20 protein-coding genes are annotated in these 25428 nt (G+C 43.7%); 3 read left to right on the top strand and 17 right to left on the bottom strand.

Going from position 1 to position 25428, the window contains the following annotated elements; genetic code table 11:
* Positions 1–115 precede the first annotated feature (115 nt).
* The 6 genes from V2H77_RS15700 to V2H77_RS15675 form a co-directional block, all read right to left on the bottom strand.
* The gene (locus V2H77_RS15700) at positions 116–928 is read right to left on the bottom strand and encodes an ABC transporter ATP-binding protein (RefSeq protein WP_341499551.1); all 813 of its coding nucleotides are present in this window, start codon (positions 926–928) and stop codon (positions 116–118) included.
* Positions 928–1974, bottom strand: coding sequence for a FecCD family ABC transporter permease (locus tag V2H77_RS15695; protein WP_341499550.1), 1047 nt, complete (start codon positions 1972–1974; stop codon positions 928–930). The genes V2H77_RS15700 and V2H77_RS15695 overlap by 1 nt, the downstream gene beginning before the upstream one ends.
* Entirely contained in the window at positions 1961–2974 is a 1014-nt protein-coding gene (locus V2H77_RS15690) for a FecCD family ABC transporter permease (protein WP_341499549.1), read from the bottom strand. The genes V2H77_RS15695 and V2H77_RS15690 overlap by 14 nt, the downstream gene beginning before the upstream one ends.
* Positions 2971–3987 carry an iron-siderophore ABC transporter substrate-binding protein gene (locus V2H77_RS15685; RefSeq protein WP_341499548.1) on the bottom strand — a complete coding sequence of 339 codons (1017 nt, stop codon included), beginning with the start codon at positions 3985–3987 and terminating at the stop codon, positions 2971–2973. The genes V2H77_RS15690 and V2H77_RS15685 overlap by 4 nt, the downstream gene beginning before the upstream one ends.
* Positions 3988–4055: 68 nt before the next feature.
* Entirely contained in the window at positions 4056–6296 is a 2241-nt protein-coding gene (locus V2H77_RS15680; RefSeq protein WP_341499547.1) for a TonB-dependent siderophore receptor, read from the bottom strand.
* Positions 6297–6349: 53 nt separating this feature from the next.
* Positions 6350–8170, bottom strand: coding sequence for an IucA/IucC family protein (locus V2H77_RS15675; protein WP_341499546.1), 1821 nt, complete (start codon positions 8168–8170; stop codon positions 6350–6352).
* Between the two features lie 449 nt (positions 8171–8619).
* On the opposite strand from V2H77_RS15675, the gene recQ reads away from it, so the two are divergent.
* Genes recQ through yigL form a run of 3 tightly spaced genes read left to right on the top strand, consistent with a single transcriptional unit; the run spans position 8620 to position 12282 of the window.
* Positions 8620–10446, top strand: a complete 1827-nt coding sequence (recQ, locus tag V2H77_RS15670) for an ATP-dependent DNA helicase RecQ (RefSeq protein WP_341499545.1) — start codon at positions 8620–8622, stop codon at positions 10444–10446.
* Positions 10447–10460: 14 nt separating this feature from the next.
* The gene (gene pldB, locus V2H77_RS15665; RefSeq protein ID WP_341499544.1) at positions 10461–11459 is read left to right on the top strand and encodes a lysophospholipase L2; all 999 of its coding nucleotides are present in this window, start codon (positions 10461–10463) and stop codon (positions 11457–11459) included.
* 22 nt (positions 11460–11481) lie between these two features.
* Positions 11482–12282, top strand: a complete 801-nt coding sequence (yigL, locus tag V2H77_RS15660; protein WP_132346111.1) for a sugar/pyridoxal phosphate phosphatase YigL — start codon at positions 11482–11484, stop codon at positions 12280–12282.
* Between the two features lie 45 nt (positions 12283–12327).
* On the opposite strand, the gene V2H77_RS15655 is transcribed toward yigL, so the two are convergent.
* From V2H77_RS15655 to tssI, 11 genes are read right to left on the bottom strand one after another with little or no spacing between them, the layout of a single operon-like run.
* Positions 12328–13293: a hypothetical protein gene (locus V2H77_RS15655; protein WP_341499543.1), complete on the bottom strand. Its 966-nt coding sequence runs from the start codon at positions 13291–13293 to the stop codon at positions 12328–12330.
* A complete protein-coding gene (locus V2H77_RS15650) occupies positions 13290–13730 on the bottom strand; it encodes a hypothetical protein (RefSeq protein ID WP_341499542.1) in 441 nt (146 codons plus the stop codon). Before V2H77_RS15650 ends, V2H77_RS15655 begins: the two co-directional genes overlap by 4 nt.
* On the bottom strand, positions 13694–14257 hold the full coding sequence (locus V2H77_RS15645; protein ID WP_341499541.1) for a hypothetical protein: 564 nt from the start codon (positions 14255–14257) through the stop codon (positions 13694–13696). The genes V2H77_RS15650 and V2H77_RS15645 overlap by 37 nt, the downstream gene beginning before the upstream one ends.
* Complete coding sequence (locus V2H77_RS15640) at positions 14254–15222, bottom strand: hypothetical protein (RefSeq protein ID WP_341499540.1); 969 nt, start codon at positions 15220–15222, stop codon at positions 14254–14256. Before V2H77_RS15640 ends, V2H77_RS15645 begins: the two co-directional genes overlap by 4 nt.
* Positions 15219–16187 (bottom strand): hypothetical protein, encoded by a 969-nt coding sequence (locus V2H77_RS15635; RefSeq protein ID WP_341499539.1) that lies wholly within the window; start codon positions 16185–16187, stop codon positions 15219–15221. The genes V2H77_RS15640 and V2H77_RS15635 overlap by 4 nt, the downstream gene beginning before the upstream one ends.
* Positions 16184–17152 carry a hypothetical protein gene (locus V2H77_RS15630; RefSeq protein ID WP_341499538.1) on the bottom strand — a complete coding sequence of 323 codons (969 nt, stop codon included), beginning with the start codon at positions 17150–17152 and terminating at the stop codon, positions 16184–16186. The genes V2H77_RS15635 and V2H77_RS15630 overlap by 4 nt, the downstream gene beginning before the upstream one ends.
* The gene (locus V2H77_RS15625) at positions 17149–18117 is read right to left on the bottom strand and encodes a hypothetical protein (RefSeq protein WP_341499537.1); all 969 of its coding nucleotides are present in this window, start codon (positions 18115–18117) and stop codon (positions 17149–17151) included. The genes V2H77_RS15630 and V2H77_RS15625 overlap by 4 nt, the downstream gene beginning before the upstream one ends.
* Complete coding sequence (locus tag V2H77_RS15620; protein ID WP_341499536.1) at positions 18114–19082, bottom strand: hypothetical protein; 969 nt, start codon at positions 19080–19082, stop codon at positions 18114–18116. Before V2H77_RS15620 ends, V2H77_RS15625 begins: the two co-directional genes overlap by 4 nt.
* Positions 19079–22090, bottom strand: a complete 3012-nt coding sequence (locus V2H77_RS15615; RefSeq protein ID WP_341499535.1) for a toxin VasX — start codon at positions 22088–22090, stop codon at positions 19079–19081. Before V2H77_RS15615 ends, V2H77_RS15620 begins: the two co-directional genes overlap by 4 nt.
* Positions 22087–23319 (bottom strand): DUF4123 domain-containing protein, encoded by a 1233-nt coding sequence (locus V2H77_RS15610; protein ID WP_341499534.1) that lies wholly within the window; start codon positions 23317–23319, stop codon positions 22087–22089. The genes V2H77_RS15615 and V2H77_RS15610 overlap by 4 nt, the downstream gene beginning before the upstream one ends.
* Positions 23316–25328, bottom strand: coding sequence for a type VI secretion system tip protein TssI/VgrG (gene tssI / locus V2H77_RS15605; protein ID WP_341499533.1), 2013 nt, complete (start codon positions 25326–25328; stop codon positions 23316–23318). Before tssI ends, V2H77_RS15610 begins: the two co-directional genes overlap by 4 nt.
* Between the last annotated feature and the right edge of the window lie 100 nt (positions 25329–25428).

Raw genomic sequence — 25428 nt, 5'->3', positions numbered from 1 at the left:
GTAAATATAATTATGATAATTATTATTATTATCATTGTCATTATCAAGTAGTAAATCTTTTGAGCGCCTATATTGCTTATCAATGCGACAAAATCATAGGCAGCTCGTTTCTCGTTCAGACAGGATTATACCTTGGGATAATCAATGGCTTACCAGATTCTGGATCGCAAATAATACGGCAGGCCAGACCAAACACGTCAGCAATACTCTGCTCATTGATAATCTCTTCTGGCACCCCTTCGGCGTAAATTTTGCCATTTTTCATCATAATTAAATGTGAGGCGTAACGTAGTGCTAGATTAATATCGTGTAGTACCAGCACTAACGTTTTCCCCTGTAAATGTAGACGTTGGCAAAAATCGAGCATTTCAATCTGATGGGTAATGTCCAGATAAGTAGTTGGTTCATCTAACAGTACAATGGGTGTTTGTTGCGCCAATGTCATCGCAAACCAAGCGCGTTGACGCTGACCGCCGGAAAGTTCACTGACTAACCGTTGTGACATGTCTTGAAGTTCAACCGCCTGTAAAGCGTCGTTAACTGCTCGTTCGTCTTCTGCCGACCACTGCCGTAAAAAGGATTGATGAGCGTAACGCCCACGTGAAACCAAATCGTATACTGTCAACGCTTCGGTGATGGTTGCCCCTTGTGTCAACAGAGATAGCTCACGTGCTACCGCTTTGGGTTTGTAATGTCGAATATTGCGCCTATCAAGCAGGATTTCACCATGTTGTGGCGTTATACCTCGGCTAATGGCGCGTAGTAGGGTCGATTTTCCACAACCATTCGGGCCGATGATGACGCTGAATTCACCATCACGAATAGAAATATTTAAGTGCTCAATAATTGTTTTTTTTCCATATGCCAGCGAAAGATCTTGGGCTGTCAATCGTGAAGCGCCAGTTGGGGAATTCATATCAAGTGACATTACTTTGTTCTCCTTAATTCAGCGTACAGCAAATACATCAAATAGACGCCGCCAACCCCTGCGGTGATAACCCCTATTGGCAGACGTGCCGAAGTAGGAAGTAGCAAAGTAATTAAATCGGAGGCGAGCAGTAATAATGCTCCCACCAATGCGGAACAGAACAGAGCAGTGCCTTTTGCCCGAACCAAGCGGCGGGCGATTTGCGGAGCAGAGAGTGCGATAAAAGCTACCGGGCCGACAACCAGTACTGCCATTGAAGCCAGTATGACCGCCAGTAATAAGCTCATAAGTTGAATGATACGTACTGGTACACCGAGCGTATTAGCAACTTCATAGCCCAGATTGACGTAGTTCAATTGCCGTCCCAGCCAGAGTAGAAGCGGGGCAAACAGTATCATCGTCCCATAAATTAACCCAACATCTTGCCAGCGTCGGTTGGCGAGGCTGCCGTGCAGCAGCGAAGCAAGTTGTTGCGCCTGTTCAAGGCGTACATTCGAGATAGCAAAATTAACAAATGCCATACAAAGGGCGGCGATAGCAATTCCGGAGATGACAATCTTGGTTGTCTGCATCTGTCCAGAGTCGCTAATGTTTCCGGCGTATACCAGTAATACCGCAAAGCTGGCTCCTAGCAACGCACCTAAAGCAACGGGGATTACTCCAGGCCAGATGATCAGCGTGGCGACGATCCCTGCGGCGGCGCCGGCATTCACGCCAATAATATCGGGGCTGCCAAGTGCGTTGCGGGTTGTCAGTTGAAAAAGTGAACCAGAGAGTGCCAGAGTTGCACCCGCCCCGATAGCCACTAATGCGCGGGGTAAACGTAGCTGTGTGAGAATAAATTCCTGATAAGGGGTTGAGGTTGCTAGCCAGAGGTTATCAATACCTTGCTTACCCAGTGCCAGAGAGAGATAAAACAGCACAGCGAGCAGTAGCAATATCAATAGGATTGATCTTTGGGTTCGCTGTGAAGGTATAAGAAAAACAGCAGGTCCCAACATGAAGGTGCGCGTTTTTGCCGGTCTGGATAGGTTAATCTGCGGCATAATTCACTCCACGATGGGTTTTAACGATCAGATAGAGCAACGGTCCACCGATTCCCGCGGTAATAATGCCCACCATGATCTCCCCCGGCGCTATCACCAATCGAGCCAATATATCGGAAGTGAGTAGGAGGCAAGGCCCGGCGAACAGGCAATAGGGCAGTAGCCAGCGGAAATCGCCGCCAACTAAAGCTCGCATCAAGTGAGGGGCCGCTAAGCCAATAAAGGCAATAGGACCAGCCATCGCGGTAGCCACTGCGGCCAGTATGGTGGCGGCAATAAGCGATAATACACGGGTGCGGGCAACATTAGCGCCAAGTGAACTGGCAATGCCTTCACCAAACACCATCACATTTAAAGAAGAGCTGAGTGAAAGGGTCAATATCAAAGCAAATAACAGATAGGGTATCAGCGAACTCGCTTCTGCCAGCGACATTGCGCTAAGCGATCCAATCGTCCAGAAACGATAGCTATCCAGTACATGCGCATTCATTAATACGAAGCCTTGTACAAAAGCAAATAGGCAGGCGTTAATGGCGGCGCCAGTTAACACCATGCGTGCTGGATTGCTATTACGTTGTCCGCCGCTAAGCAGGTAGAACAGCAATGTAGCCAGACTTGCGCCAATAAATGCTGTCCAGAAGCGCGGCAGTTCGTTCAGTATGGGGATGAAAGAGAAACTGACGACCACCGCAGCCGCACCGGCATTAACACCCAGTAAACCCGGCTCGGCTAATGGATTACGCAACAATCCCTGTGTTACGGCACCGGAAAGCGCCAGTGCTGCGCCGACCATGATGCCAATTAACGTGCGTGGTTTGCGGGCATTAATCACCAGATCGCTATAGCTACCATTGTCACCTAACCAATAGTGATGCCATATGGTCGATAACGGTAACGTTTTTGCACCCAGACTCAGACTGGCAGTAATACAAATCAAGGTCAGTAATATCATGAGACCTAGGCCAAGTAGCAGTAAGAATCGCCGTTTAGGATTTGTCATGATGATTTAATTGCCTCTGCCAGCACCGGCATAAATTGCGATAAGCCCCAGCGCAAGCTAAGTGGTGTACCGTAAGACATAGCAACAACCAATGATTGGTCGGTTAACGGGATATAACCTCCCTGATGGACGGCACGGATAGATTGAAATAACGGCTGTGCTTCCACTGCTTTACGTTCTTGTTCATTATTGAACCATGTCACTAAGATATCCGCGCCGTTAAGATAATCGGCATTTTCCAGCCCTATATTGGCGGCGAAACTGCCAAAGGGATCGGCCAGTGCGCTGACCGATGGCAGTAGCGTCAAACCAAGATGCACTAAAGTATCGACGCGTGGATCGCCTTTGACATATACCGATAACATGTTGCTACTGATGCCTGCTTTGATGTAGGCGAAAGTATAACCGTTGATATGTGGGATGGTATTACCTGCTTCGCGTAATATGGCATCCAGTTCAGTAGTGAGTTGCTCTCCTTGCGGCTGCTTATCTAGCGCACGGGCAATTAATTCAATTTGCTGTTGCGGCGTCGTGAGCCAAGGGGCAGATGGATAAGCGATCACCGGAGCGAAATGTGACAAGTGGTCATAAATCTGTTGGGTAATGCCTGATTGGGTTGCCACAATCAGATCAGGCTTAAGACTAATGACCTTCTCAATGTCTAATTCGGGGTACATATTTATCACAGCAGGCAGAGTCTCGCCACGCTGTTGTATCGCTTGTGTAAACCACGGCAGATAACCTTGTTCATCTCCGCCCCAACGATGGGATTCGATCCCGACAGGGACGATGCCAAGATCCAGTACGATATCTTCCGCTCCTGCGCCCAAGGCAACAACACGTTGGGGTTGATGTGGGATTACCGCCGTACCCAATGCGGTAGTAATTTCTTTTGGATAACCGGGCTTATCTGACGATACATTGTCTGTTCTGGCTGGCTTATCACAGCCAGCCAACAGACTGATAAACAACACCAGCAGTACGGCAAACCCTTTGCAACGCTTCAATTTCATTGTTTGCTTTCCTTCAAATAAATAGAAACATAAAGTTTGCCGCCCGTGGCGCCATAACGAATTTAAACTCAGAATTTATAACGCAAGATCGCTTCAATGTTGCGAGGTGCGCCAAAGTAATACTGAGAATATTGACCGAACTGGGTGTAGTAGGTCTTATCAAAGACGTTATTCAGGTTAACCGTTAAAGAGAGATCTGGAGTGAATTGATAACGGCTCATCAGGTTAACCACAGCAAAGCTATTTTGTTCCGCTTGCATTGATGTCTTCCCAGGCCCAGCAACGGTCAACCAGGTTTTATCCTGCCAGTTAACACCACCGCCGATGGTCAGATTACTCATCGCACCTGGCAGGGTGTAGGTGGTAAACAGCTTAAACAACCTGTTTGGCATATTGCTATTGATTCGCACACCATTAGGATCTGTTGCGCGGAATTGCGTGTAACCCGTATAAAGACGCCAGTTATCTGTCAGTTGACCACTGATTTCTGCTTCGAACCCGCGAGTTTTGGTGCCATCCACGGTATAACGAGGAATGGAGAGATCCGGTAGTTTCGGTGCATTGTTATCGACTAATGGCAGGTTATCTTGACGGATTTCAAAGATTGCCAGTGAGTAATCGAGACTATTATCGAAAGCAACACCTTTTAGGCCCGCTTCATAGTTTTGTCCAGACACTGGAGCAAGCAATTTATTATTGCGGTCACGGTGATTTTCTGGGTTGAATATTTCGGTGTAACTGGTGTAAACCGACAAATCTTGCGTGATGTTGTAGATCAATCCACCATAAGGAACAAATTCGTCGCTGTAGCTGGCATTCTGTGGAGTATTGAAATTATCACCGCGTGTTTGCCAACTGGTTACCCGACCACCGAGGATCAAGGTCAGAGGATCTGCCAGAGAAATCTGAGTGACTGCATAACCTGCGGTCTGTTCATTACGTCCTTTTGAACCATAAGTTCGCGTATTACTCCACTCTGGTTCAGGATATTGCCAGCCTGGAGAGGTGAAGTCACCCAGCCCGGTGCAATTGCGTTTGAGCATACAGGTTGCGTTGAAGTAATCGTTTTGGAAATCCTGTTGCTGATGATTTAAGCCGAAGCTGACATGATGAGTACGGTTGAATAACCGGTAGTCGCCATTTACTTGTAGATCGTAGTTCTTCTGGCGGCGACTGCCATCAATCAGTGTCATGTTACCTGGCGCCATACCAATATTGGTGCTACGGTCAGGAAAACCTGTTGCCCATAGGACTTTTTGGTCCAGAGCGTTATTATCATAAGTAAAGGTGCCCTTCACACTCCAGCCGTTGTCAAAGTTATGTTGCAGGCTGGTAAAGGTAGAGAAGGTCCGAACTTTTGAAAAAGCCCAATCGGGTGCATAGCTGTCGCTGCGTTTATAGTTCGTTTTGCTGCCGTCTGCGAAATAGATCGGCAAACCACCAAACATGCCGCCACGGGTGTGATTACGTTGATAATCAGCGCCTATAGTCAGCAAGGTATTTTCTGTTAAATCCGCTTCAAGGACGCCATAGAATGGGTATCTTTCGTTGCTATTGCGATCAATAAAGGAGTTGGCCGCTTGATAGGCTGTAACGAAACGTCCACGTAGGTTGCCACTGTCATTTAATGGGCCAGAGAGATCAAGGCCAGTGCGCCATTTATCCCAAGAACCGGCGCCAGCAGAGAATTCGCCACGGAAATCGCGGGTTGGACGTTTACGAATCAGGTTAACGGCTGCCGAAGGATTGCCTGGGCCAACCATCAAACCGGCTGCCCCACGTACCACTTCAACACGATCAAACAGGTCAGCATCTAACAGATTGTCGCCATAGTTAAAACGGGTATCGTAGTAGGTCGCAACCCCATCACGCAGGATGTTATTGATGGCCATGCCTCGAGAGGTAAACCCGAAACGATCGCTATCAAGCTGGCGTATGCTCATACCGGTTGTGCTATTGATGACGTTATTAACACTGCTCAGATTTTCGTCAAGCATACGTTGTTTGGTGATGACGCTGACGGTTTGTGGCGTTTCACGTGCTGAAAGATTCAGACCGGTGGCAGTGACCATCGAAGTGGTATTGTACATACCGGTGTCTTCGGTCACTCCTTCATTTTCTGGTCGTGAAGCAGTGACAATAATCGTGCTTTCATTTTGGGCAGCGGTTTTATCGCTTGTACTTTGCGCACTTTCCGCGATTGCATAGCTATTTCCCATTAATACTAACTGTATAGTCATTGCAAGAGTTGTTTTTTTAATCATGGAGCCCTTCTGCAAAAACGGATACATCACTTTCTTATTATTCATTCCATCCCCGGATTAAATCTTTTGGTATTTATCTATGTTGATATTTTTATTTATTACTGCTCGGCTTGATGAAGAATAACCGAGTATTCATGGCGTAAAGCGTACAGCGGATTAACTAAAGTTCCGGCGAATTTAAGATTCTTTTCACGGTCGTCAAGATCGATCATCTGTTGATTGTTTGCCATTTGCAGACGGTTCAGACAGGTACGAATAAATTCCTGCTTAAACAGATCGAACTTGCGGAATTTTTCAATCTGATGCAGATGTTGTGACTGATAATTATGGACACAGCGTGCAACCAGTAACCAGAAACGCTCTTCGGGTAGATTAAGATCTTTTTGCAACAGCGGAATCAGATAGCGGAAGAAACAATCGAAGATATCAAGGAAGATATAGTTAATTTTCATGTCGTCTTCGATAGTGACGTGCAAGAAATTAATCTCTTCGGGCAATTGGAGGTCACCATTTAAAATAGCGATTTCTTCACCAATATCTTTCATCAACATGTTTGTCGGGCGGTTATTATCCAATACCAACATCAGGTTTTCGCCATGTGGCATAAACACCAGATCATAGGTGAAGAAAGAGCGCAGTAATGGAGAAAGGTAAGCATCGAGATAGCGTGATACCCACTCTTCTGCTTCTAAACCAGAATATTTTACTAAAGCAGCAACGACGGAATTACCCTGATGGTCAACATGCAGTAACGAAGCCATCGTCATCAAGCGTTGGTTATCCTGCAACAGCGTCATTGGACTTTCGCGCCACAGTGCTGACAACATTTTCTTATGTGGGCTATCTTTCTTAATGGCTGATTCAAAGTAGTTATTGAAATAACCGAGAGCAGCACGTTCCCGTAATACGGTAAAACCTTTCTGTTGGAAGAAACGGTCATTATGGACTAAGTTGCTGAGCCACTCATTGACTGATGGGGTTGTGACCATGCTGTGTGGATCGAGCCCACGCATAAAGCCCATGTTCAGCACGGATAGGGCGGTTTTAACGTAGTTCTTCTTCGGTTGAGTAATGTTGAAGAAAGTACGGATAGATTGCTGAGCGAGGTAGCGATCATGGCCTTCTCCAAGATAAACAATATGATTATTGGCAATATCTGCTGCAAAGCTGATGGCGATACGGTGCTGCCACTGCCAGGGATGGAGAGGCATCAGATAATAATCTGATGGACATAATCCCAACATATTCAGGTGGCGTTCAAATTGTGCTGGCAGATATTTTCCTAGCTCTTCTTCTATTAATTGTTGGTATGACAGATCGGACAGTGCAGAGAAAATAGCTTTATTCCTGTGCACTGCAATCCAGATTAAAGTCACGGGGCTAGCGCTTTCAGGCGCATAGCGCTGATAATCATCGGCATCAAAACCAATGCGACCATTATTGGCAATAAAGACTGGATGGCCTTCACTCATTGCTGTTTCAACGACTTGATAATCCGCATGAGCTAAATCTTGGGCTGTAAGTCGGTTGTACTGATATTTAAAAGCGTGACCATAAAGCGTGCTAGATATCTCGTCGAGATAAATCGGCAGCATTTTTTCCTGGATTTCTAACAGTGGGTGCAACTCAATAATTAGTTGAATGGCATCAAGTGGCTGAGATTGATTATCCTTGAATTTGGTTATGGAAGCGGTATCAATATCAATATGATCGAGCTGATAAGCCTCCGCTTGAAAATGATATTGGTAGTCACCTATTGTCAGAGAATACTGTTGCTGCCCATGATAGGTAGGATTAATCAGTTTTTCGTGACACAGCTCACGTAATATTTTTGTCACCAGATGGCGGTTGGCATAGAGCCAGTTCTCTGCGTTGAGATGCAGAGTGTGATTATCAGAATTAATATGTAGTGAACTCATGGTGATAACAATCCCTATTCATAATCAAAAATCATATCCAACATAGTCGCTATACGCTGGAAACAAATCGGTACGCTTAATTCTAAAATTTTTGAATATAAGCATCCTTTTTCCAGGTATTCATTCCGGTTCTCTTAGACAGGTGACTTTTGAGGTATTCAATTTTGATAACATTAATACAAATTATTATCATTAACAACTGTGTAAGTGTAAGGATTTACTCTGGTTTTGTTTAAATAGCAGTCAAAAATGTGGCGTTATGGCACTGCATTGGAGTGAGAAAGATGAATTGTGGGGAGAATTTTTGAACGGCTATAACCTTTAACAAAACCTGCTTTTATCCGAGATGATGTTCAATGACATGCTGTAATTATTTCGAGAGTGAGATAGCATAATGCACAGGCGTTTTGGATGGCGTCTGTGATTTTTTAACATGGTTGAGGAAAAGCGTGTCTACCGCAGAGGTCATTAATTCGATATCACTGACAGAGCAGGTATTGCGGAAAACCTTTGGTTATTTGCAATTCCGGCCAGGCCAGCAACAAGTTATCAATACCATTCTGGAAGGGCGTGACTGTCTGGTCATTATGCCGACTGGCGGCGGTAAATCATTGTGTTACCAAATTCCGGCGCTGGTACAGGAAGGGGTGACTTTGGTTGTTTCCCCGCTGATCTCTTTAATGAAAGATCAGGTGGATCAACTGCGGGCAAATGGCGTTGCGGCAGATTGCTTGAATTCAACTCAGGCCCGTGAACAGCAGATTGATGTGATCCGGCGTTGCCGTCAGGGAATGATTAAATTGCTGTATATCGCCCCTGAACGCTTGATGATGGATAACTTCCTTGAACAGCTTCTGGAATGGCAACCGGCAATGTTGGCTGTGGATGAAGCTCACTGTATTTCACAATGGGGCCATGATTTCCGGCCGGAATATCGGGCGTTGGGGCAGCTCAGGCAACGCTTTCCGACATTACCTGTCATTGCGTTGACGGCCACCGCTGATGAAACGACCCGCAATGATATTGTCCGACTACTAAATCTTCATAATCCACTTATCCATATCAGCAGTTTTGACCGCCCCAATATCCGTTATACCTTGATAGAAAAATACAAACCATTAGATCAACTGTGGCTATTTATTCGCGGTCAGAAAGGTAAAAGTGGCATTGTTTACTGCAACAGTCGCAACAAAGTTGAAGAAATATCAGAGCGTTTACAAAAACGTGGCTTGAGTGTTGCGCCGTACCATGCCGGGTTGGATAACAGTCAGCGTGCACGGGTGCAGGACGCATTTCAGCGTGATGATTTGCAGGTGGTGGTGGCAACCGTGGCATTTGGAATGGGAATTAATAAACCCAATGTTCGGTTTGTGGTGCATTTTAATATTCCACGTAATATCGAATCCTATTATCAGGAAACGGGACGTGCTGGGCGTGATGGTCTGCCGGCGGAAGCGGTGCTGTTTTATGATCCTGCGGATATGGTATGGCTTCGCCGTTGTCTGGAAGAGAAAGAAGCGGGTACACAGCAGGATATTGAGCGACATAAGCTCAATGCGATGGGGGCTTTTGCCGAAGCGCAAACTTGCCGTCGCTTGGTGTTATTAAACTACTTTGGTGAAAGTAAACAAACCCTTTGTGGTAACTGTGATATCTGCCTTGATCCACCGAAAAATTATGATGGCTTGGTGGATGCCCAAAAAGCGCTCTCTTGTATTTACCGGGTTGGGCAGCGTTTTGGTATCGGCTATGTTGTTGAAGTACTCAGAGGCGCGAATAATCAGCGTATCCGTGATATGAGACATGATAATTTGCCGGTTTATGGTATTGGTAAAGATCAAAGTCAGGAACACTGGATGAGTGTATTACGGCAGCTTATTCATTTAGGCTTTATCAGTCAAAACATCGCCAATTATTCTGCATTACAATTAACAGAAGCGGCACGCCCAATATTGCGTGGCGAAGTTTCGCTAAAACTGGCTGTTCCACGAATTCAGAGCCTAAAAGGGCGCACTCAGCAGAGTAAATCGTATAGCGGTAATTATGATCGCAAACTATTTGCCAAGCTACGTAAGTTACGGAAATCCATTGCTGATGAAGAAAATATCCCGCCTTTTGTTGTATTTAACGATGTCACGCTAATTGAAATGGCGGAGCAATGCCCGGTTACGGCTGATGAATTGTTATTAATCAATGGAGTAGGGCAACGGAAACTGGAACGTTTTGGTAACGTCTTTATGGCTTTAATTAGTGAACATCTAGAGGAGTTTGGCTAGTCTGAGGGTAACTTATGACGCCAGAAATGTTGAAACAAAGTTGGCTTAATCGTGAGACACAGTTCTCTGCTTTTGCCAACGGGCCTCTGTTAGATTTTTGGCAAGTCAGGGAAGAGTGCGAATTTATTGGGGTCGATAATGTACTGATACGTTATGTCCATTTTTGTACGACAGTAAAAAATTGTAGAGCGGTTGTTATCTTTCCTGGCCGTAGTGAAAGTTATGTCAAATACTCGGAAGTGGCATATGATTTTTATCACCTTGGCTACGACGTTTTTATTATTGATCATCGTGGGCAGGGGCGATCCAGCAGAATGCTTGCAGATCCACAAAAGGGGCATGTAGAAAAATTTGATGATTATATTGATGACGTTGAAATATTAATAGAAAGAGAAATTCTTCCTCGTCATTATTCTCACTGTTATGCGTTAGCTCATTCAATGGGAGCGGCAATATTAGGGGGATTTTTATTACGTCACAGCCAGGTGTTTGATGCGGCAGCCCTTTGTGCTCCTATGTTTGGTATTAACTTTCCTATGCCGCGTTGGTTGGCGACTTTCCTGGTAAACCGGGCAGAAAAGCGGTCAGATGTGCGTAATGATTATGCGATATTAACCGGAAAATGGCGTCCATTGCCTTATTTAATAAACCTTCTGACACACAGTTATGAGCGTTATAACCGTTACCTCCGTTATTGCGCGGATTACCCGGAATTACGCATAGGCGGCCCAACATATCACTGGATGAGGGAAAGTATGTGGGTTGGCGATATGTTGATAAAAAAAGCCGGAGAAATTGAGACACCGTTGATGATCTTAAAAGCCAGTGAGGATAAAGTCGTTAATAATCAAAAAATACGGGCTTTTTGTGAATCACGTAACAAAGAGAGGGCTTTCATTGAAGAACGGTCACCTTTGATTATTCAAGGGGCGCATCATGAGATCCTGTTTGAAAAAGATAAATTACGTAGCCAGGCACTCAACGCCATTTGTGATTTTTTTGACCAGAATTGATTCAATTATAGGAATGATAACTATGTATTACATTGTTGCTTCAGATTTAGATGGCACTTTGCTATCTCCTGATCACAAATTAACTTCTTACACCAAGGAAACCCTTAATTTACTGACCAATAAAGGCATTAATTTTATTTTTGCTACTGGTCGTCATCATGTAGATGTAGCGCAAATCCGAGATGTTCTTGGTATTGATGCCTATATGATTACTTCCAATGGCGCTCGGGTACACAATGCTATGGGTGAACTGGTTTTCAGTCACAATGTTGATCCTGAGATTGTGCGTGATTTGTGTTTAATGGAGTTTGATAACGCTGATATTCTGACGAATTATTATTGCCATGATCACTGGTATATGAATCGTGAATGCCCTGAGCAGAAAGAGTTTTTTCAGGAATCAGTGTTTCATTATCAACTTTTTGAGCGTGACAACTTTAAAACCGATGATGTATGTAAAGTTTATTTTACCTGCCAAGATCATGATCTATTGGTTACGTTGGAAGAGAAAATCAAAGCGCGTTGGGGTGATAGAGTCAATGTGAGTTTCTCGTTGCGCAATTGTCTGGAAGTTATGGCGGGTGGAGTGTCGAAAGGTCATGCACTTGAACGGGTAGCCCAATCTATGGGTTATAAACTGAGTGACTGTATTGCTTTTGGCGATGGCATGAATGACTTTGAAATGCTAACGGTAGCAGGTAAGGGCTGTATTATGCAGGATGCTCACCAGCGCTTGAAAGATATCCTGCCAGATATGGAAGTGATTGGCTCAAACGCTGATGATGCAGTTTCCCACTATTTGTGCAAAATATATCAGGTTTAATTTATTATCCACTGTAATTGCAGCGCTATTGGCGCTGTTTTTTTATTAATTTTCTTCTTCATCAGGAGGACCTAAGCGATCCAATTCTGCCAAAATCAACGGAATTTGAGCTTCTAAATCGGCGGGCTTTTTATCTTTACTCCACCAAATAAGCGGCTCACGACGTTTATAATCTACTTTGCTGACTGCCTCTTTGCCATTTAATAAAAACTTCACCATAAAGGCGACTGCCAGCGCTTTATCATTGCCGCTGCTTAAGAAAGCAAAAGAATAGCTGCTGACGTTGGGGATAAAACCCCGCCCGATAAGGTTATTATTTTCATCCAGGCCATAGACTTTGAGGAAAAAGATATTAGTTTTTTCTGCCATGCCGACTTGTGGATAACGGGCGGCATAGGCTTTACCTTTATACCAGGTGTAAAAGATTTGTCGTTCGCGATCAATAATTAATGGCGCTTGACTCTGCCAGAAAAATACACAATAAACAAAGGGTGGAATAATCAATAGATAGAGCAGAAGGAAACTTATATCAATGATGAGCAATCGAGTGCTGCTTGGGTAAAAGGTATAACGATAATATAAATACTTCCTTAGTGAGATTTCTTTATCATTACCAATATAACGGGCATTTTCCATATAATCTGGTAAATCGTCACTCAGATAAAAATTTTCTCCATACTTTTCTTTTACTAGATCTACCCAGGAATGAATATCTGATTCAGTATCTTTTCGTTCTTTTATAAAGTCATTCACAGTTAACACTAGACTGGTAATTAGTCCTAGTGTAACAGGAATTAGAGTAATGTTCCTAAAACGGCGTTGTGGATTGCGAATATGACATTCCTTATCATCAAGATAGTCCAATGTTTCCACATGTTTAATGGTTTCTGCATTCTTAATATCCGGTGGTGCAGCCAGAATTTCTTTTTCCCATCGAGTCAGCCGCTTGGCTGGCAATGGATGAATAGTAGGAAACCATTTTTTGAGTAAATTTTCTAATCGTTGTTTCATTCGGAAAGATCTTCATCAGGGGGACCTAAGCGATCCAATTCTGCCAAAATCAACGGAATTTGAGCTTCTAAATCCGCAGGTCTTTTATCTTTACTCCACCAGATAAGCGGCTCACGGCGTTTATAATCCACTTTGCTGACCGCTTCTTTGCCATTTAATAAAAATTTCACCATAAAGGCGACTGCCAGTCCCTTATCATTGCCACTGCTTAAGAAAGCAAAAGAATAGCTGCTGACGTTAGGGATAAAACCCCGTCCGATAAGGTTATTATTTTCATCCAGGCCATAGACTTTGAGGAAAAAGATATTAGTTTTTTCTGCCATGCCGACTTGTGGATAGCGAGCGGCATAGGCTTTACCTTTATACCAGGTGTAAAAAATCTGCCGTTCGCGATCAATAATTAATGGTGCCTGACGGCGTAAAAAAATACGGCCCATACAAAAGGTGGAATAATTAGTAAATATAACAATAAGAAACCTATATCAATTTTGATAAGTCGGGAACTACTTGGATAAAAGGTATATCTATAATATAAATATTTTCTTAGTGAAATTTCTTTATCATTACCAATATAACGTGTATCTTTCAGATAGTCTGGTAAATCATCACGTAAGTAAAATTTCTCGCCATATTCCTTTTTAGCTATATTAACCCATCGATAAATTTCTGATTCATTACTCTTTCGTTCTTCGATAAAATTGTTAACGTTTAATACCAAACTGCTAATAATCCCCAGAGTTACAGGAATCAGGTTTATGCTCCTAAGACGGCGCTGGGGATTTCTAACCCAGCACTCCTTATCATTAAGGCAATCCAATATTTCCACATGCTTAATGGTTTCCTCATTTTTAATATCCGGAGGTACCGCCAGAATTTCTTTTTCCCAACGGGCCAGCCGTTTGGCTGGCAATGGGTGGATGGTGGGAAACCATTTTTTGAGTAAATTTTCTAATCGTTGTTTCATTCGGAAAGATCTTCATCAGGGGGACCTAAGCGATCCAATTCTGCTAAAATTAACGGAATTTTGGCTTCTAAATCCGCAGGTCTTTTATCTTTACTCCACCAAATAAGCGGTTCACGGCGTTTATAATCCACTTTGCTGACCGCCTCTTTGCCATTTAATAAAAATTTCACCATAAAGGCGACTGCCAGCGCTTTATCACTGCCGCTGCTTAAGAAAGCAAAAGAATAACTGCTGACGTTAGGGATAAAACCCCGCCCGATAAGGTTATTATTTTCATCTAGTCCATAGACTTTGAGGAAAAAAATGTTAGTTTTTTCGGCCATGCCGACTTGTGGATAACGGGCGGCATAGGCTTTACCTTTATACCAGGTGTAAAAGATTTGCCGTTCGCGATCGATAATTAATGGCGCTTGACTCTGCCAGAAAAATACACAATAGACAAAGGGAGGGATAATTAATAGATAGAATAGCAGGAAACTTATATCAATTTTCAAAAAAGAGTCGCTGTGTCGATAATAATTATAACGGTAATGTAAATATTTTCTTAGGGAGATTTTTTTATCGTTACCAATATAGCGAGCATTTTCCATATAATCGGGTAAGTCATCGCGTAGATAAAATTTGTCACCATATTCCTCTTTGACTAAATTGATCCACTGATGGATTCCAGCTTCATCATTTTTACGGTCTTCGATAAATCCGTTAATATTTAGAATAAGGCTACTAATAATCCCTAATGTAACTGGAATTAGATTAATACTCCTAAAACGGCGCTGGGGATTTCTAACCCAGCACTCCTTATCATTAAGGCAATCCAATATTTCCACATGCTTAATGGTTTCCTCGTTTTTAATATCCGGAGGTACCGCTAGAATTTCTTTTTCCCAGCGTACCAGCCGTTTGGCTGGCAATGGGTGGATGGTGGGAAACCATTTTTTAAGTAAATGTTTTAATCGTTGCTTCATTCGGAAAGATCTTCATCAGGGGGACCTAAGCGATCCAATTCTGCTAAAATCAACGGAATTTGGGCTTCTAAATCCGTAGGTCTTTTATCTTTACTCCACCAGATAAGCGGCTCACGGCGTTTATAATCCACTTTGCTGACCGCTTCTTTGCCATTTAATAAAAATTTCACCATAAAGGCCACTGCCAGCGCTTTATCATTACCGTTGCTTAAAGCGGCAAAAGTATAACTGGTGATATTAGGGATAAAGCCACGCCCGATAAGGTTATTATTTTCATCCAATCCGTACACTTTGAGATACAGAATATTAGTTTTTTCTACCATACCTAATTGTGGGTAACGGGCGGCATAGGCTTTACCTTTGTACCAGGTGTAAAAAATTTGTCGTTCTCGATCAATAATTAATGGCGCTTGGCTCTGCCAGAAAAATACACAATAAACAAAGGGAGGGATAATTAATAGATAGAATAGCAGGAAACTTATATCAATTTTCAAAAAAGAGTCGCTGTGCCGATAATAATTATAACGGTAATGTAAATATTTTCTTAGGGAGATTTCTTTATCATTACCGATATAACGGGCATCTTCCATATGATTTGGTAAATCATTGCGCAGATAAAATTCTTCACCATACTTTTTCTTTACCAATGCGATCCAACTATGGATTCCTGCTTCATCATTTTTACGATCTTCGATAAATCCGTTGATATTTAGGATAAGGCTGCTAATAATCCCTAATGTAACTGGGATTAAGGTAATACTTCTAAAACGGCGCTGTGGGTTGCGGATATGGCACTCCCTATTATTAAGGGAATCCAGTATTTCCACATGTTTGATGGTTTCTTTATCCTTAATATCTGGCGGTACTGCCAGAATTTCTTTTTCCCAACGGGCCAGCCGTTTGGCTGGCAGCGGGTGGATGGTGGGAAACCATTTTTTGAGTAAATGTTTTAATCGTTGTTTCATTCGGAAAGATCTTCATCAGGGGGACCTAAGCGATCCAATTCTGCCAAAATCAACGGAATTTGGGCTTCTAAATCGGCGGGCCTTTTATCTTTACTCCACCAGATAAGCGGCTCACGGCGTTTATAATCCACTTTGCTAACCGCTTCTTTGCCATTTAATAAAAATTTCACCATAAAGGCGACTGCCAGTCCCTTATCATTGCCGCTGCTTAAGAAAGCAAAAGAATAACTGCTGACGTTAGGGATAAAACCCCGCCCGATAAGGTTATTATTTTCATCCAGCCCGTAGACTTTGAGGAAAAAGATATTAGTTTTTTCTGCCATGCCGACTTGTGGATAACGAGCGGCATAGGCTTTACCTTTATACCAAGTGTAAAAAATCTGCCGTTCGCGATCGATAATTAATGGTGCCTGACGACGCGAAAAAAATACGGCCCACACGAAAGGTGGAATAATTAACAGATAGAGCAGTAGGAAACCTATATCGACTTTAAAAAGGTAGTCGCTATATCGATAATAGTTATATCGATAATGTAAGTACTTTCTCAGAGAAAGATCTTTATCATTCCCAATGTAGTTCATACCGTTCAAATAGTCAGGTAAGTCATCACGTAGATAAAATTTTTCACCATACTCCTTTTTAGCTACATCTACCCATCGATAAATCTCTGATTCATTGCTTTTTCGTTCTTTTATAAAATCATTTACTGTCAATAGCATGCTGGTAATTATCCCCAATGTAACCGGGATTAAGGTAATACTCCGGGCACGGCGTTGAGTGTTACGAATACGGCATTCCTTATTATCAAGGTAGTCCAATATTTCAACGTGCTTAATAGTTTCTTTATCCTTAATATCCGGCGGTACCGCCAGAATTTCTTTTTCCCAACGGGCCAGCCGTTTGGCTGGCAGCGGGTGGATGGTGGGAAACCATTTTTTAAGTAAGTTTTTTAATCGTTGCTTCATTCGGAAAGATCTTCATCAGGAGGACCTAAGCGATCCAATTCTGCCAAAATCAACGGAATTTGAGCTTCTAAATCCGCAGGTCTTTTATCTTTACTCCACCAGATAAGCGGCTCACGGCGTTTATAATCCACTTTGCTGACCGCTTCTTTGCCTTTTAATAAAAACTTCACCATAAAGGCCACTGCCAGCGCTTTATCATTGCCGCTGCTTAAGAAAGCAAAAGTATAACTGCTGACGTTAGGGATAAAGCCACGTCCGATAAGGTTATTATTTTCATCCAGTCCGTAGACTTTGAGATACAAAATATTAGTTTTTTCTACCATACCTAATTGTGGATAACGAGCGGCATAGGCTTTACCTTTATACCAGGTGTAAAAAATTTGCCGTTCACGGTCGATAATTAATGGTGCCTGACGGCGTAAAAAAAATATGGCCCATAAGAAAGGTGGAATAATCAGTAGATAGAGCAATAGGAAACTTATATCAATTATGAGAAGCCGGGAACTACTTGGGTAAAAGGTATAGCGATAGTGAAGATATTTTTTCAGAGAGATCTCTTTATCGTTACCAATATAACGAGCATCTTCCATATAATCGGGTAAATCATTGCGTAGATAAAATTCTTCTCCATATTTTTCCTTTACTAACTCGATCCAATCATGAAGATTATTTTCAGCACTTCTTCGTTCTTTTATAAAATCATTTACTGTTAATAGCAGACTGGTAATTAGTCCTAGTGTTACCGGGATCAAGGCAATACTCCGAGCGCGGCGTTGGGTATTACGGATATGACATTCCTTATTATTAAGGTAGTCTAGTATTTCCACATGTTTAATGGTTTCTGCATTCTTAATATCCGGTGGTACCGCCAGAATTTCTTTTTCCCAACGGGCCAGCCGTTTGGCTGGCAATGGATGTATAGTAGGAAACCATTTTTTTAGTAAATGTTTTAATCGTTGCTTCATTCGGAAAGATCTTCATCAGGGGGACCTAAGCGATCCAATTCTGCCAAAATCAATGGAATTTGAGCTTCTAAATCCTCAGGTCTTTTATCTTTACTCCACCAGATAAGCGGCTCACGGCGTTTATAATCCACTTTGCTGACCGCTTCTTTGCCATTTAATAAAAATTTCACCATAAAAGCGACTGCTAGTCCTTTATCATTGCCATTGCTTAAGGCAGCAAAGGTGTAACTGGTGATATTAGGGATAAAGCCACGTCCGATGAGATTATTATTTTCATCCAATCCGTAGATTTTGAGATACAGGATATTAGTTTTTTCTACCATACCTAATTGTGGATAACGGGCAGCATAAGCTTTACCTTTATACCAGGTGTAAAAGATTTGCCGTTCGCGATCGATAATTAATGGAGCTTGACTCTGCCAGAAAAATACACAATAGACAAAGGGTGGAATAATCAATAAATAGAGCAGAAGGAAACTTATATCAATTATCAGAAGTTGGGGGCTACTGGGGTAGTAGGTATAACGGTAATACAAATATTTTCTTAGTGAAATTTCTTTATCATTGCCGATATAACGTACATCTTCCATATCCGCTGGTAGATCATTACGCAGGTAGAATTCTTCACCATATTTCTTTTTAGCATAACCAACCCATCGATGTATAGCTTCCTCATTTTTTTTTCTTGATTCTATAAAATCGTTAACGCTTAACACCAAGCTACTGATAATTCCTAATGTTACTGGGATTAAGGTGATATTTCGGAAGCGACGCTGGGGATTTCTAACCCAGCACTCCTTATCATTAAGACAATCCAATATTTCCACATGCTTAATGGTTTCCTCGTTTTTAATATCCGGAGGTACCGCCAAGATTTCTTTTTCCCATCGAGCCAACCTCTTGGCTGGCATTGGATGAATAGTAGGAAACCATTTTTTAAGTAAATGTTTTAATCGTTGTTTCATAGTGTACGCTCCCCGTCAAAACTACCCTTAATGGTATTTTCTGCTATGGGTTTTTCTCCCCAGAGATAACGCATAGGGGCGATGACGCTTTCTGATTGTTCATAATACCAGTACAGTTCACTATTCTTGGGGAAAACGCCCTTCGTTTCGGTAATTACTACCTCCAGTGTTGCGGTATCGCCATTCAGGGTAAGTTTGGCCTGTGCTTTGGCTTCCTTAAATTTGGTATTACGAAAGGTATCGAGAGTATATTTTTGACGGTTAATCTCAATATAATCGATTTTTTCTCCCCAGTAGGAGGTTTTCGGTGGAGTCACAAAGATACCGCGAATATTTGAGAGGCTTATCTGAAAAGCAGGCAAAGTGAAACGATAGGTAGTGACGCCAAATCCCTGATGTATTTTCAGTTGTGGCTGAATAAAGAGATTTAAAAATTCTTGGTTCTCTATAAGAAAAGCGTTATTAATGGAATCGCTCATTTCCCTAGCATCTTGTAATTGATTTGAGATAGTTGGTCGTTCATCCACTGGCCAAAAAGCATATTTCTTTCCCACTCCCCAGAAACAATTATTCAGTACTTTCTCTAAATCTGACCAGGCACTGCTGGCTTGTACAATGCTACCACCGATAAGCAAACTGGTACCTGCTGCCAGCCATGCTAATAGTCCCGCTGTCAGTACAGAGCCAACGGCAAGAAATATTAATCCTACTGTTGTCAGAATAATAGAGCCTGCCCCTATCGCTACCAGTCCATAACCTTCCATGTTATTACCCACTTTGAAAGCGTTACTCGCATCATAGAAGGAGATAATTGCCCCTAAATAGCCTGCCACGCTACCGGCAACACGGGAGAATTGATTGACCATTGCGATATTGACGGCAGGCACTTTTATCCCGCTCATCAGCGCCTTGACTATGGGTGAGTTTACTTTGCTGGCTAATGTCGAACCGATGGAGGTCAAATCGGCACTCATCCCAATCACTGCGGTGCTAAAGCGCAACAGATTCATATAGGTAGGTCCGGGTTGTAAAGGGTTGTTGCGGGCATATTCTGTCTGCATGAGCACATCGGACAGGGTGAATGCATTCAGAAACAGGCTGACACCGGTCAGTGAAGAATCAAACAGTAAACCAAGGGAAGGTTTGCCAGCCCCGTCTAAAGTAAAAAGCTGAACCGGAGAGTCCACACTGGTTTTAACCTCAGGCAGGGTTATCACCGGTTTATTGCCAAGTGATTCCAGACGTTTACTCCAGTTAATCATCCGTTCCCCGATAGCCTGTTGACGCACTGCCGGGTCAGGGAGGTGGCGATTCGTTTTCGATTCCAGCCGTCTCAGCACTTCCTGATAGCTCTGTTCGCTGAGTGCCACTCTGCCATCCGGTTCAATCACTACTCCCAACGTGGACAACAGGGCCGGAACCAGTTGTTGGGTTATCTGGTCAATCGCTTTCTGGGGAAGCTGACGGACATAACTTGAACCCTGATAAATCGCCTGCTGGGTATAGGCGCAGACGGTTGCCAGAAATGTCCCCATCCCCAGCAGAATATTATCGACGCCACGAATAAACGGGCCTTTAAGTAGCGGAGATTTGACTTTGTCGTTATTCAGTACGGTGACAACTCCGGTGGTAATGGTGCGCCAGAAGTTGCCATCCCCGTTGCTGTCCGACTCTTTAGCTGCCAGCTTCGCCAGCACCTGCTGGCCGGGCAGGGAGGATTGCAGATTGCCGAGCAGGCCGGAGAGTATTTCACTGAAAAACTGGAACTCCAGCGCATCCTCTTCTTCCAGCGTCTCTTTTTCATCTTGCAGTGAAAAGAAGTAGTGAAAATAATTTTTCAGCCCGCCGACTTGATAACTGAGGTCCGGGTTATCCGCAAAGGCTTCGAACAGTTTCATAAACATGGCCTGACGCGCTTCAAAATCTTCAGTGACTTTTTTCAGTTTCGGCCAGTCATTTTCCCAGCGTTCCTGATGGATACTGTCATCTATTTTCTTTTTCAGCTCCGGGTTTTTGGTGGCTTTGAGATTTTCGACATAGAAGCCGATGGTCAGTGGGTAGATGTTGGAGGCGTTATAGCTCTGTTGCCACAAATTCAGGATAGAGTAGGCTTCCACAATATCCCGCTGACGGCCTACCGGGTCATGCAGGATCACAATCCGCGCCTGTTCATCCAGGTGCAGATAACTGTTGATTCGCTTGATAATCACGTCGGCATCCATCTCGTAGCTGCCCTGAGTGGTCAGTGTATCAATCCCGACGTCAGCCAGATCCAGTTCATTGATGTCTTTTTCAATGGTGGCCTTGATGTTGGCAAACTGCTCCTGCCGGATTTTGTAATCGACAATCAGTTTTCGAAAATACTTTTCTGAGGCGTTAACCGCAAAGGGGGACTGCTCCTGTTCGAGGTTGATGAATTGCATGGTTTTCTGCCGCAGTTCAAGACTGTTGTCAATCTTAGCCAGTACGGAGGAGTGCCACGGGTGTTCACTGTAAGCGATACTGATATTGATGACATCTTTGGCGACAAACAGGAATGGATGCCCCTCGCCCCGAATGCCGGGTTCAGGGATGAGTCCTTCACTGGCGTCTTTGCGGTTGAGAAACATGTACTTTTTAAATTTCTCCACCCGCTGCTTTTTGCCGTTAATCTCTCTTTCTGATACGCAATATTTAAAGATGTGCAGATAACCGCGGGCTTTGCTGCCTCGGGTAGTAAGCGGATCTTCTTCCTTGATGTATATCCAGCCGGGACGCAGCAGGCGGGCGGCATAGCCTTTGGTTTGCTGGAGTGACGAGGAGAACATCAGGGTGTGGATATCCGGGGGCGCTTCTGGTTTTTCGAGTTCTTTGCCGAAAAAGTTCACATAAGCATAACGAACCGGGTAAATCGGTTTAATGTTGCAGTCACAGGGCTGCATATAATTATCTACCTCAAGATTTTGCGGGAACAGTTCGTAAGCTTTTTCTATTAATTTGTCAAAGCGTTCCTGAATGTTGGTGGTCATAATATTTCCTTGGTTGTTAGTGTGTCGCATTGTTTGAAAAGTGAATGTGCCCGTATTTCCTGTGTTTCTGTTTGCGAGCAGGCTGAGTCCCAAAGTTGTTGCCAGTGAACTTCATCGTTTGGCATTAAACACCTGGCGGCAACGTAATAGAGTATGGCTCGCTGTTGCGTCAGTCCTTGCAGATAAGCCTGATTAGTCTGCTGCAAAACAAAAGCAGGCAGGGTGTTTTTATTCACCTGACAGCGTTCAGTTAGATTTTCCTTAATAAAGTCAATGGTTTTAAGTACATGGCGTTGTTGCGTTTGTTGCTCAAACAGTTCACACAATTGGTGATTGAGCGTGACAGGCGCAGGTTTTGCCTGCCGAATGTTTTCCGTGATGGTGATAATGTGGTGGGTATCGGGTTTATCACCATAGAACCATATTGAATTGATCCCCTGCATAAAATGGGCTAATGGCCCGTCGGATAGAGTATTAAGCAGAGTCGTCAGTGTGTTGGGATGATAGAAACGGAAAAATGCCCACTCTTGAGTCAGCTCATTTTTTAAATAGGTGAACTTACGCAGATGATTTAACACTGTTTCAAAAGGTTGTTCGCTTTGGATAAACACGCTCAGCTCTGCCCGGTTATCGGCATTCATAATGTATCGTTGTAATTCTGGCTGATTACTACTGTCTTTATACAGTTCAACCAGATAAGGGGCGCTATCTTCCAGTGAAACTCGAGTTTCTCCCTGAAACAGTCCTTGCCAATGTAAAGAGGAAGCGGACAGATCAGGAATGATAAATCGTCCTGCCTGTTGATATACTGCCGCGTCAATGACCGCGTAGAGATGTTCATTATCTTCATAAACCGGCATATCAGTGGTTGGCGTCAATATTAAATCGCCACGAATGGCAGGCCGTGGAGAGTCAATATCTTCCCGTTGTACCAGTATGACGGGCTGCTGATCACTTATCTGTCGGATATAGCGTATTAACCGTAATTCGGGGTTAGCGCTTTCCATCAGGTAAGTTTGTAAGGCAATGATGTCTTGGTATTGGCCGTTTGTTATTCCAAAACCGATCACGTAGTTGCATAGATTTGTAAATGCCTCATATTCAGTCGGAGCATGAATTAATGCTTTGGCTGAATATTGTCCGGCAGGATGTTTTTCATTGCCTATCGCTTGGTAGGTGCAAGTGGCAACCCAGTAGTGAGCTAGATCAAACGAAGATAGCGTTTTCACTCTGATGTTTCCTTTTGTGCATCAGCCTTTCCTCTGCAATCCTGAGCAATGGGCTGTCCTTCATTGGCTGCGCCGGTCAATGTTGGCACGGTGCCGGCGCTGCCACCTTGCACTACCACCGGGCCTTTCAAAAAGATGTTGCCGTTTAGTGTGATGCCTTGAGCATCCAGCGTGATACTTCCTGCCTTACCTCTGAGGATCACGGTATCACTGGCTTGCAGGGTATGTATTTTGGTGTGTGAGTGAATGCCTTTAACGACATTTATCTGGTAATTGCCTTTGATATCACTCTGTTTGTTTTCACCAATTTGTTGGAAATGAGAAGCGTAGATCTCTTCCTTCCAGCTATTGTTGATCCGCGTAACTTTGTCTTTCTCAATGGTTTCGAACTGATTTTTATCCACTTGAATGTGTTGTTCATTCATGATGCGGATAAATTCATCATTGCCGATTTTGTGCCGACGATCATTCATGACCGTGTGGCTTTCGTCGTGCTCTATTTGTTGTGTCTTATCGTGGTTAATTTGGATCAGTTGGTTACGTTGAGCGTGGATATAAATCTCTTCCCGCTCTTTTTCATCCTCAAAACGCAGTTCGTTAAAACCATTACCTTTATGTGTTTTGGTTCTGAACGTGGTGCGCGTCTTTTCCGCGGGTAAATTCAGCGGCGGGCGGTTAAGGCCGTTGTAAGTGCATCCGGTGATAATAGGCCGGTCAATATCGCCGTTGAGATAGGAGATAATCACTTCCTGACCGACTCGCGGCGTTGCCAGAAAACCAAATCCGTTGCCATTCCACCCTTGTGCAACCCGCACCCAGCAAGAAGCCCGGTCGTCAGGCGCGTCATAACGGTTCCAGTGAAAGTGAACGCGAACCGCCCCATCTTTATTGACGTAAATTTCCTCAGTGCCCGGTCCAACAACTGTTGCGATTTCATCGCCGTCAGCCAGTGGTTTATAGCGGTATGGCGGACGCCAATCGTTGCGGCCTGGTATAAACCGGGTTTGTGAATTCAGGGTAGTGCCGGTTCCGCCGTCGCCTAAAACCGCAGGGACATGCCCTGTATGTTGAGAAGAGATGACTTGCCAGCGGTCATTCATGGCGTCAATCGGGTGGTTGGTTAATGTGAAGATTCTGCCCGGCATTAATCGGATACAGTTACTGTTCGCTATCCCTGATTTGCTATCAGCACGCAGGGCTTCCAGCCGGTATTGGATAAACGGAATGGCCTCTTTGTCTTTCTGAAAACGCCCGTAACTTTCGAAAATATGAAATAGTGTGTCGTTTTCTGCCGCAAAATCTGTTGCATTGTGTCGTAAAGCGTAATTGGGATTGTGGTAATTTCTGTCTTTTTGGGTGGTGGATTCAGGGCGCATGTGGGAGCCAAACAGCCATTTGTAGATAACATTTTCTTCTACTGCGCTGGTAATGTCCGGGTTGTAGATCAGTGTATCCGGCGCTCTCATGTTCAGGTGGCTATCACTCAGATGGAGCCCGTCATCGGCGAACCAGAAGAACATCCCCTCCTCAGCCGCCAGGCGGGTAAAGAAATCATAGGATGATTCCCTTTTCATGGTGACATATTCCCGTGTTGAGTGTGGGTTATTCAAATGTATATTGGCCCGGAGTTGCTTCTGTTTCAGGAGGCTTTGTAAAATATCGGGAATGCTAATTTGGTGATAAATACGGCTGTCCTGATCGAGTGTCAGAAGCCACATTTCTGGCCTGACTGTCAGGTGATACTGGGTTTGATGCCGGTTTGTGGTTCCAACAACCGCGCTTTCAACCAATCCTGTCACTTCGCGTTGCAGAATATCGTCACGGGTGACGGTGAACCGCGCGGTTTGGAGCAGGAGGGTATCGGTATCAATATCTGAACGAGGTGCCGCTAACGTCAGAGACAGGGTAAATAACGATGAAAGCGCCTCATCTAACGTAAAATCAACCACGGCAAAAGTTTTGGCTTCCAGGTTGCCGATAGTGCAGGTAAAGCGGAGTCCGGTTTTCATAATTTTTCCTCAATACATTACATGATCTTCTGATGCCCAGGCATATTGTAAAATTCCCAGCATTCGCCGGTGTCGTCATTGATGGCGATTAATTGGTGAA

Origin of the sequence: Photorhabdus sp. P32 (assembly GCF_038085095.1) — a bacterium.
GTDB lineage: Bacteria > Pseudomonadota > Gammaproteobacteria > Enterobacterales > Enterobacteriaceae > Photorhabdus > Photorhabdus luminescens.
The sequence above is the reverse complement of the archived record's forward strand: the minus strand, read 5'-3'. Positions and strand labels throughout refer to the sequence as shown.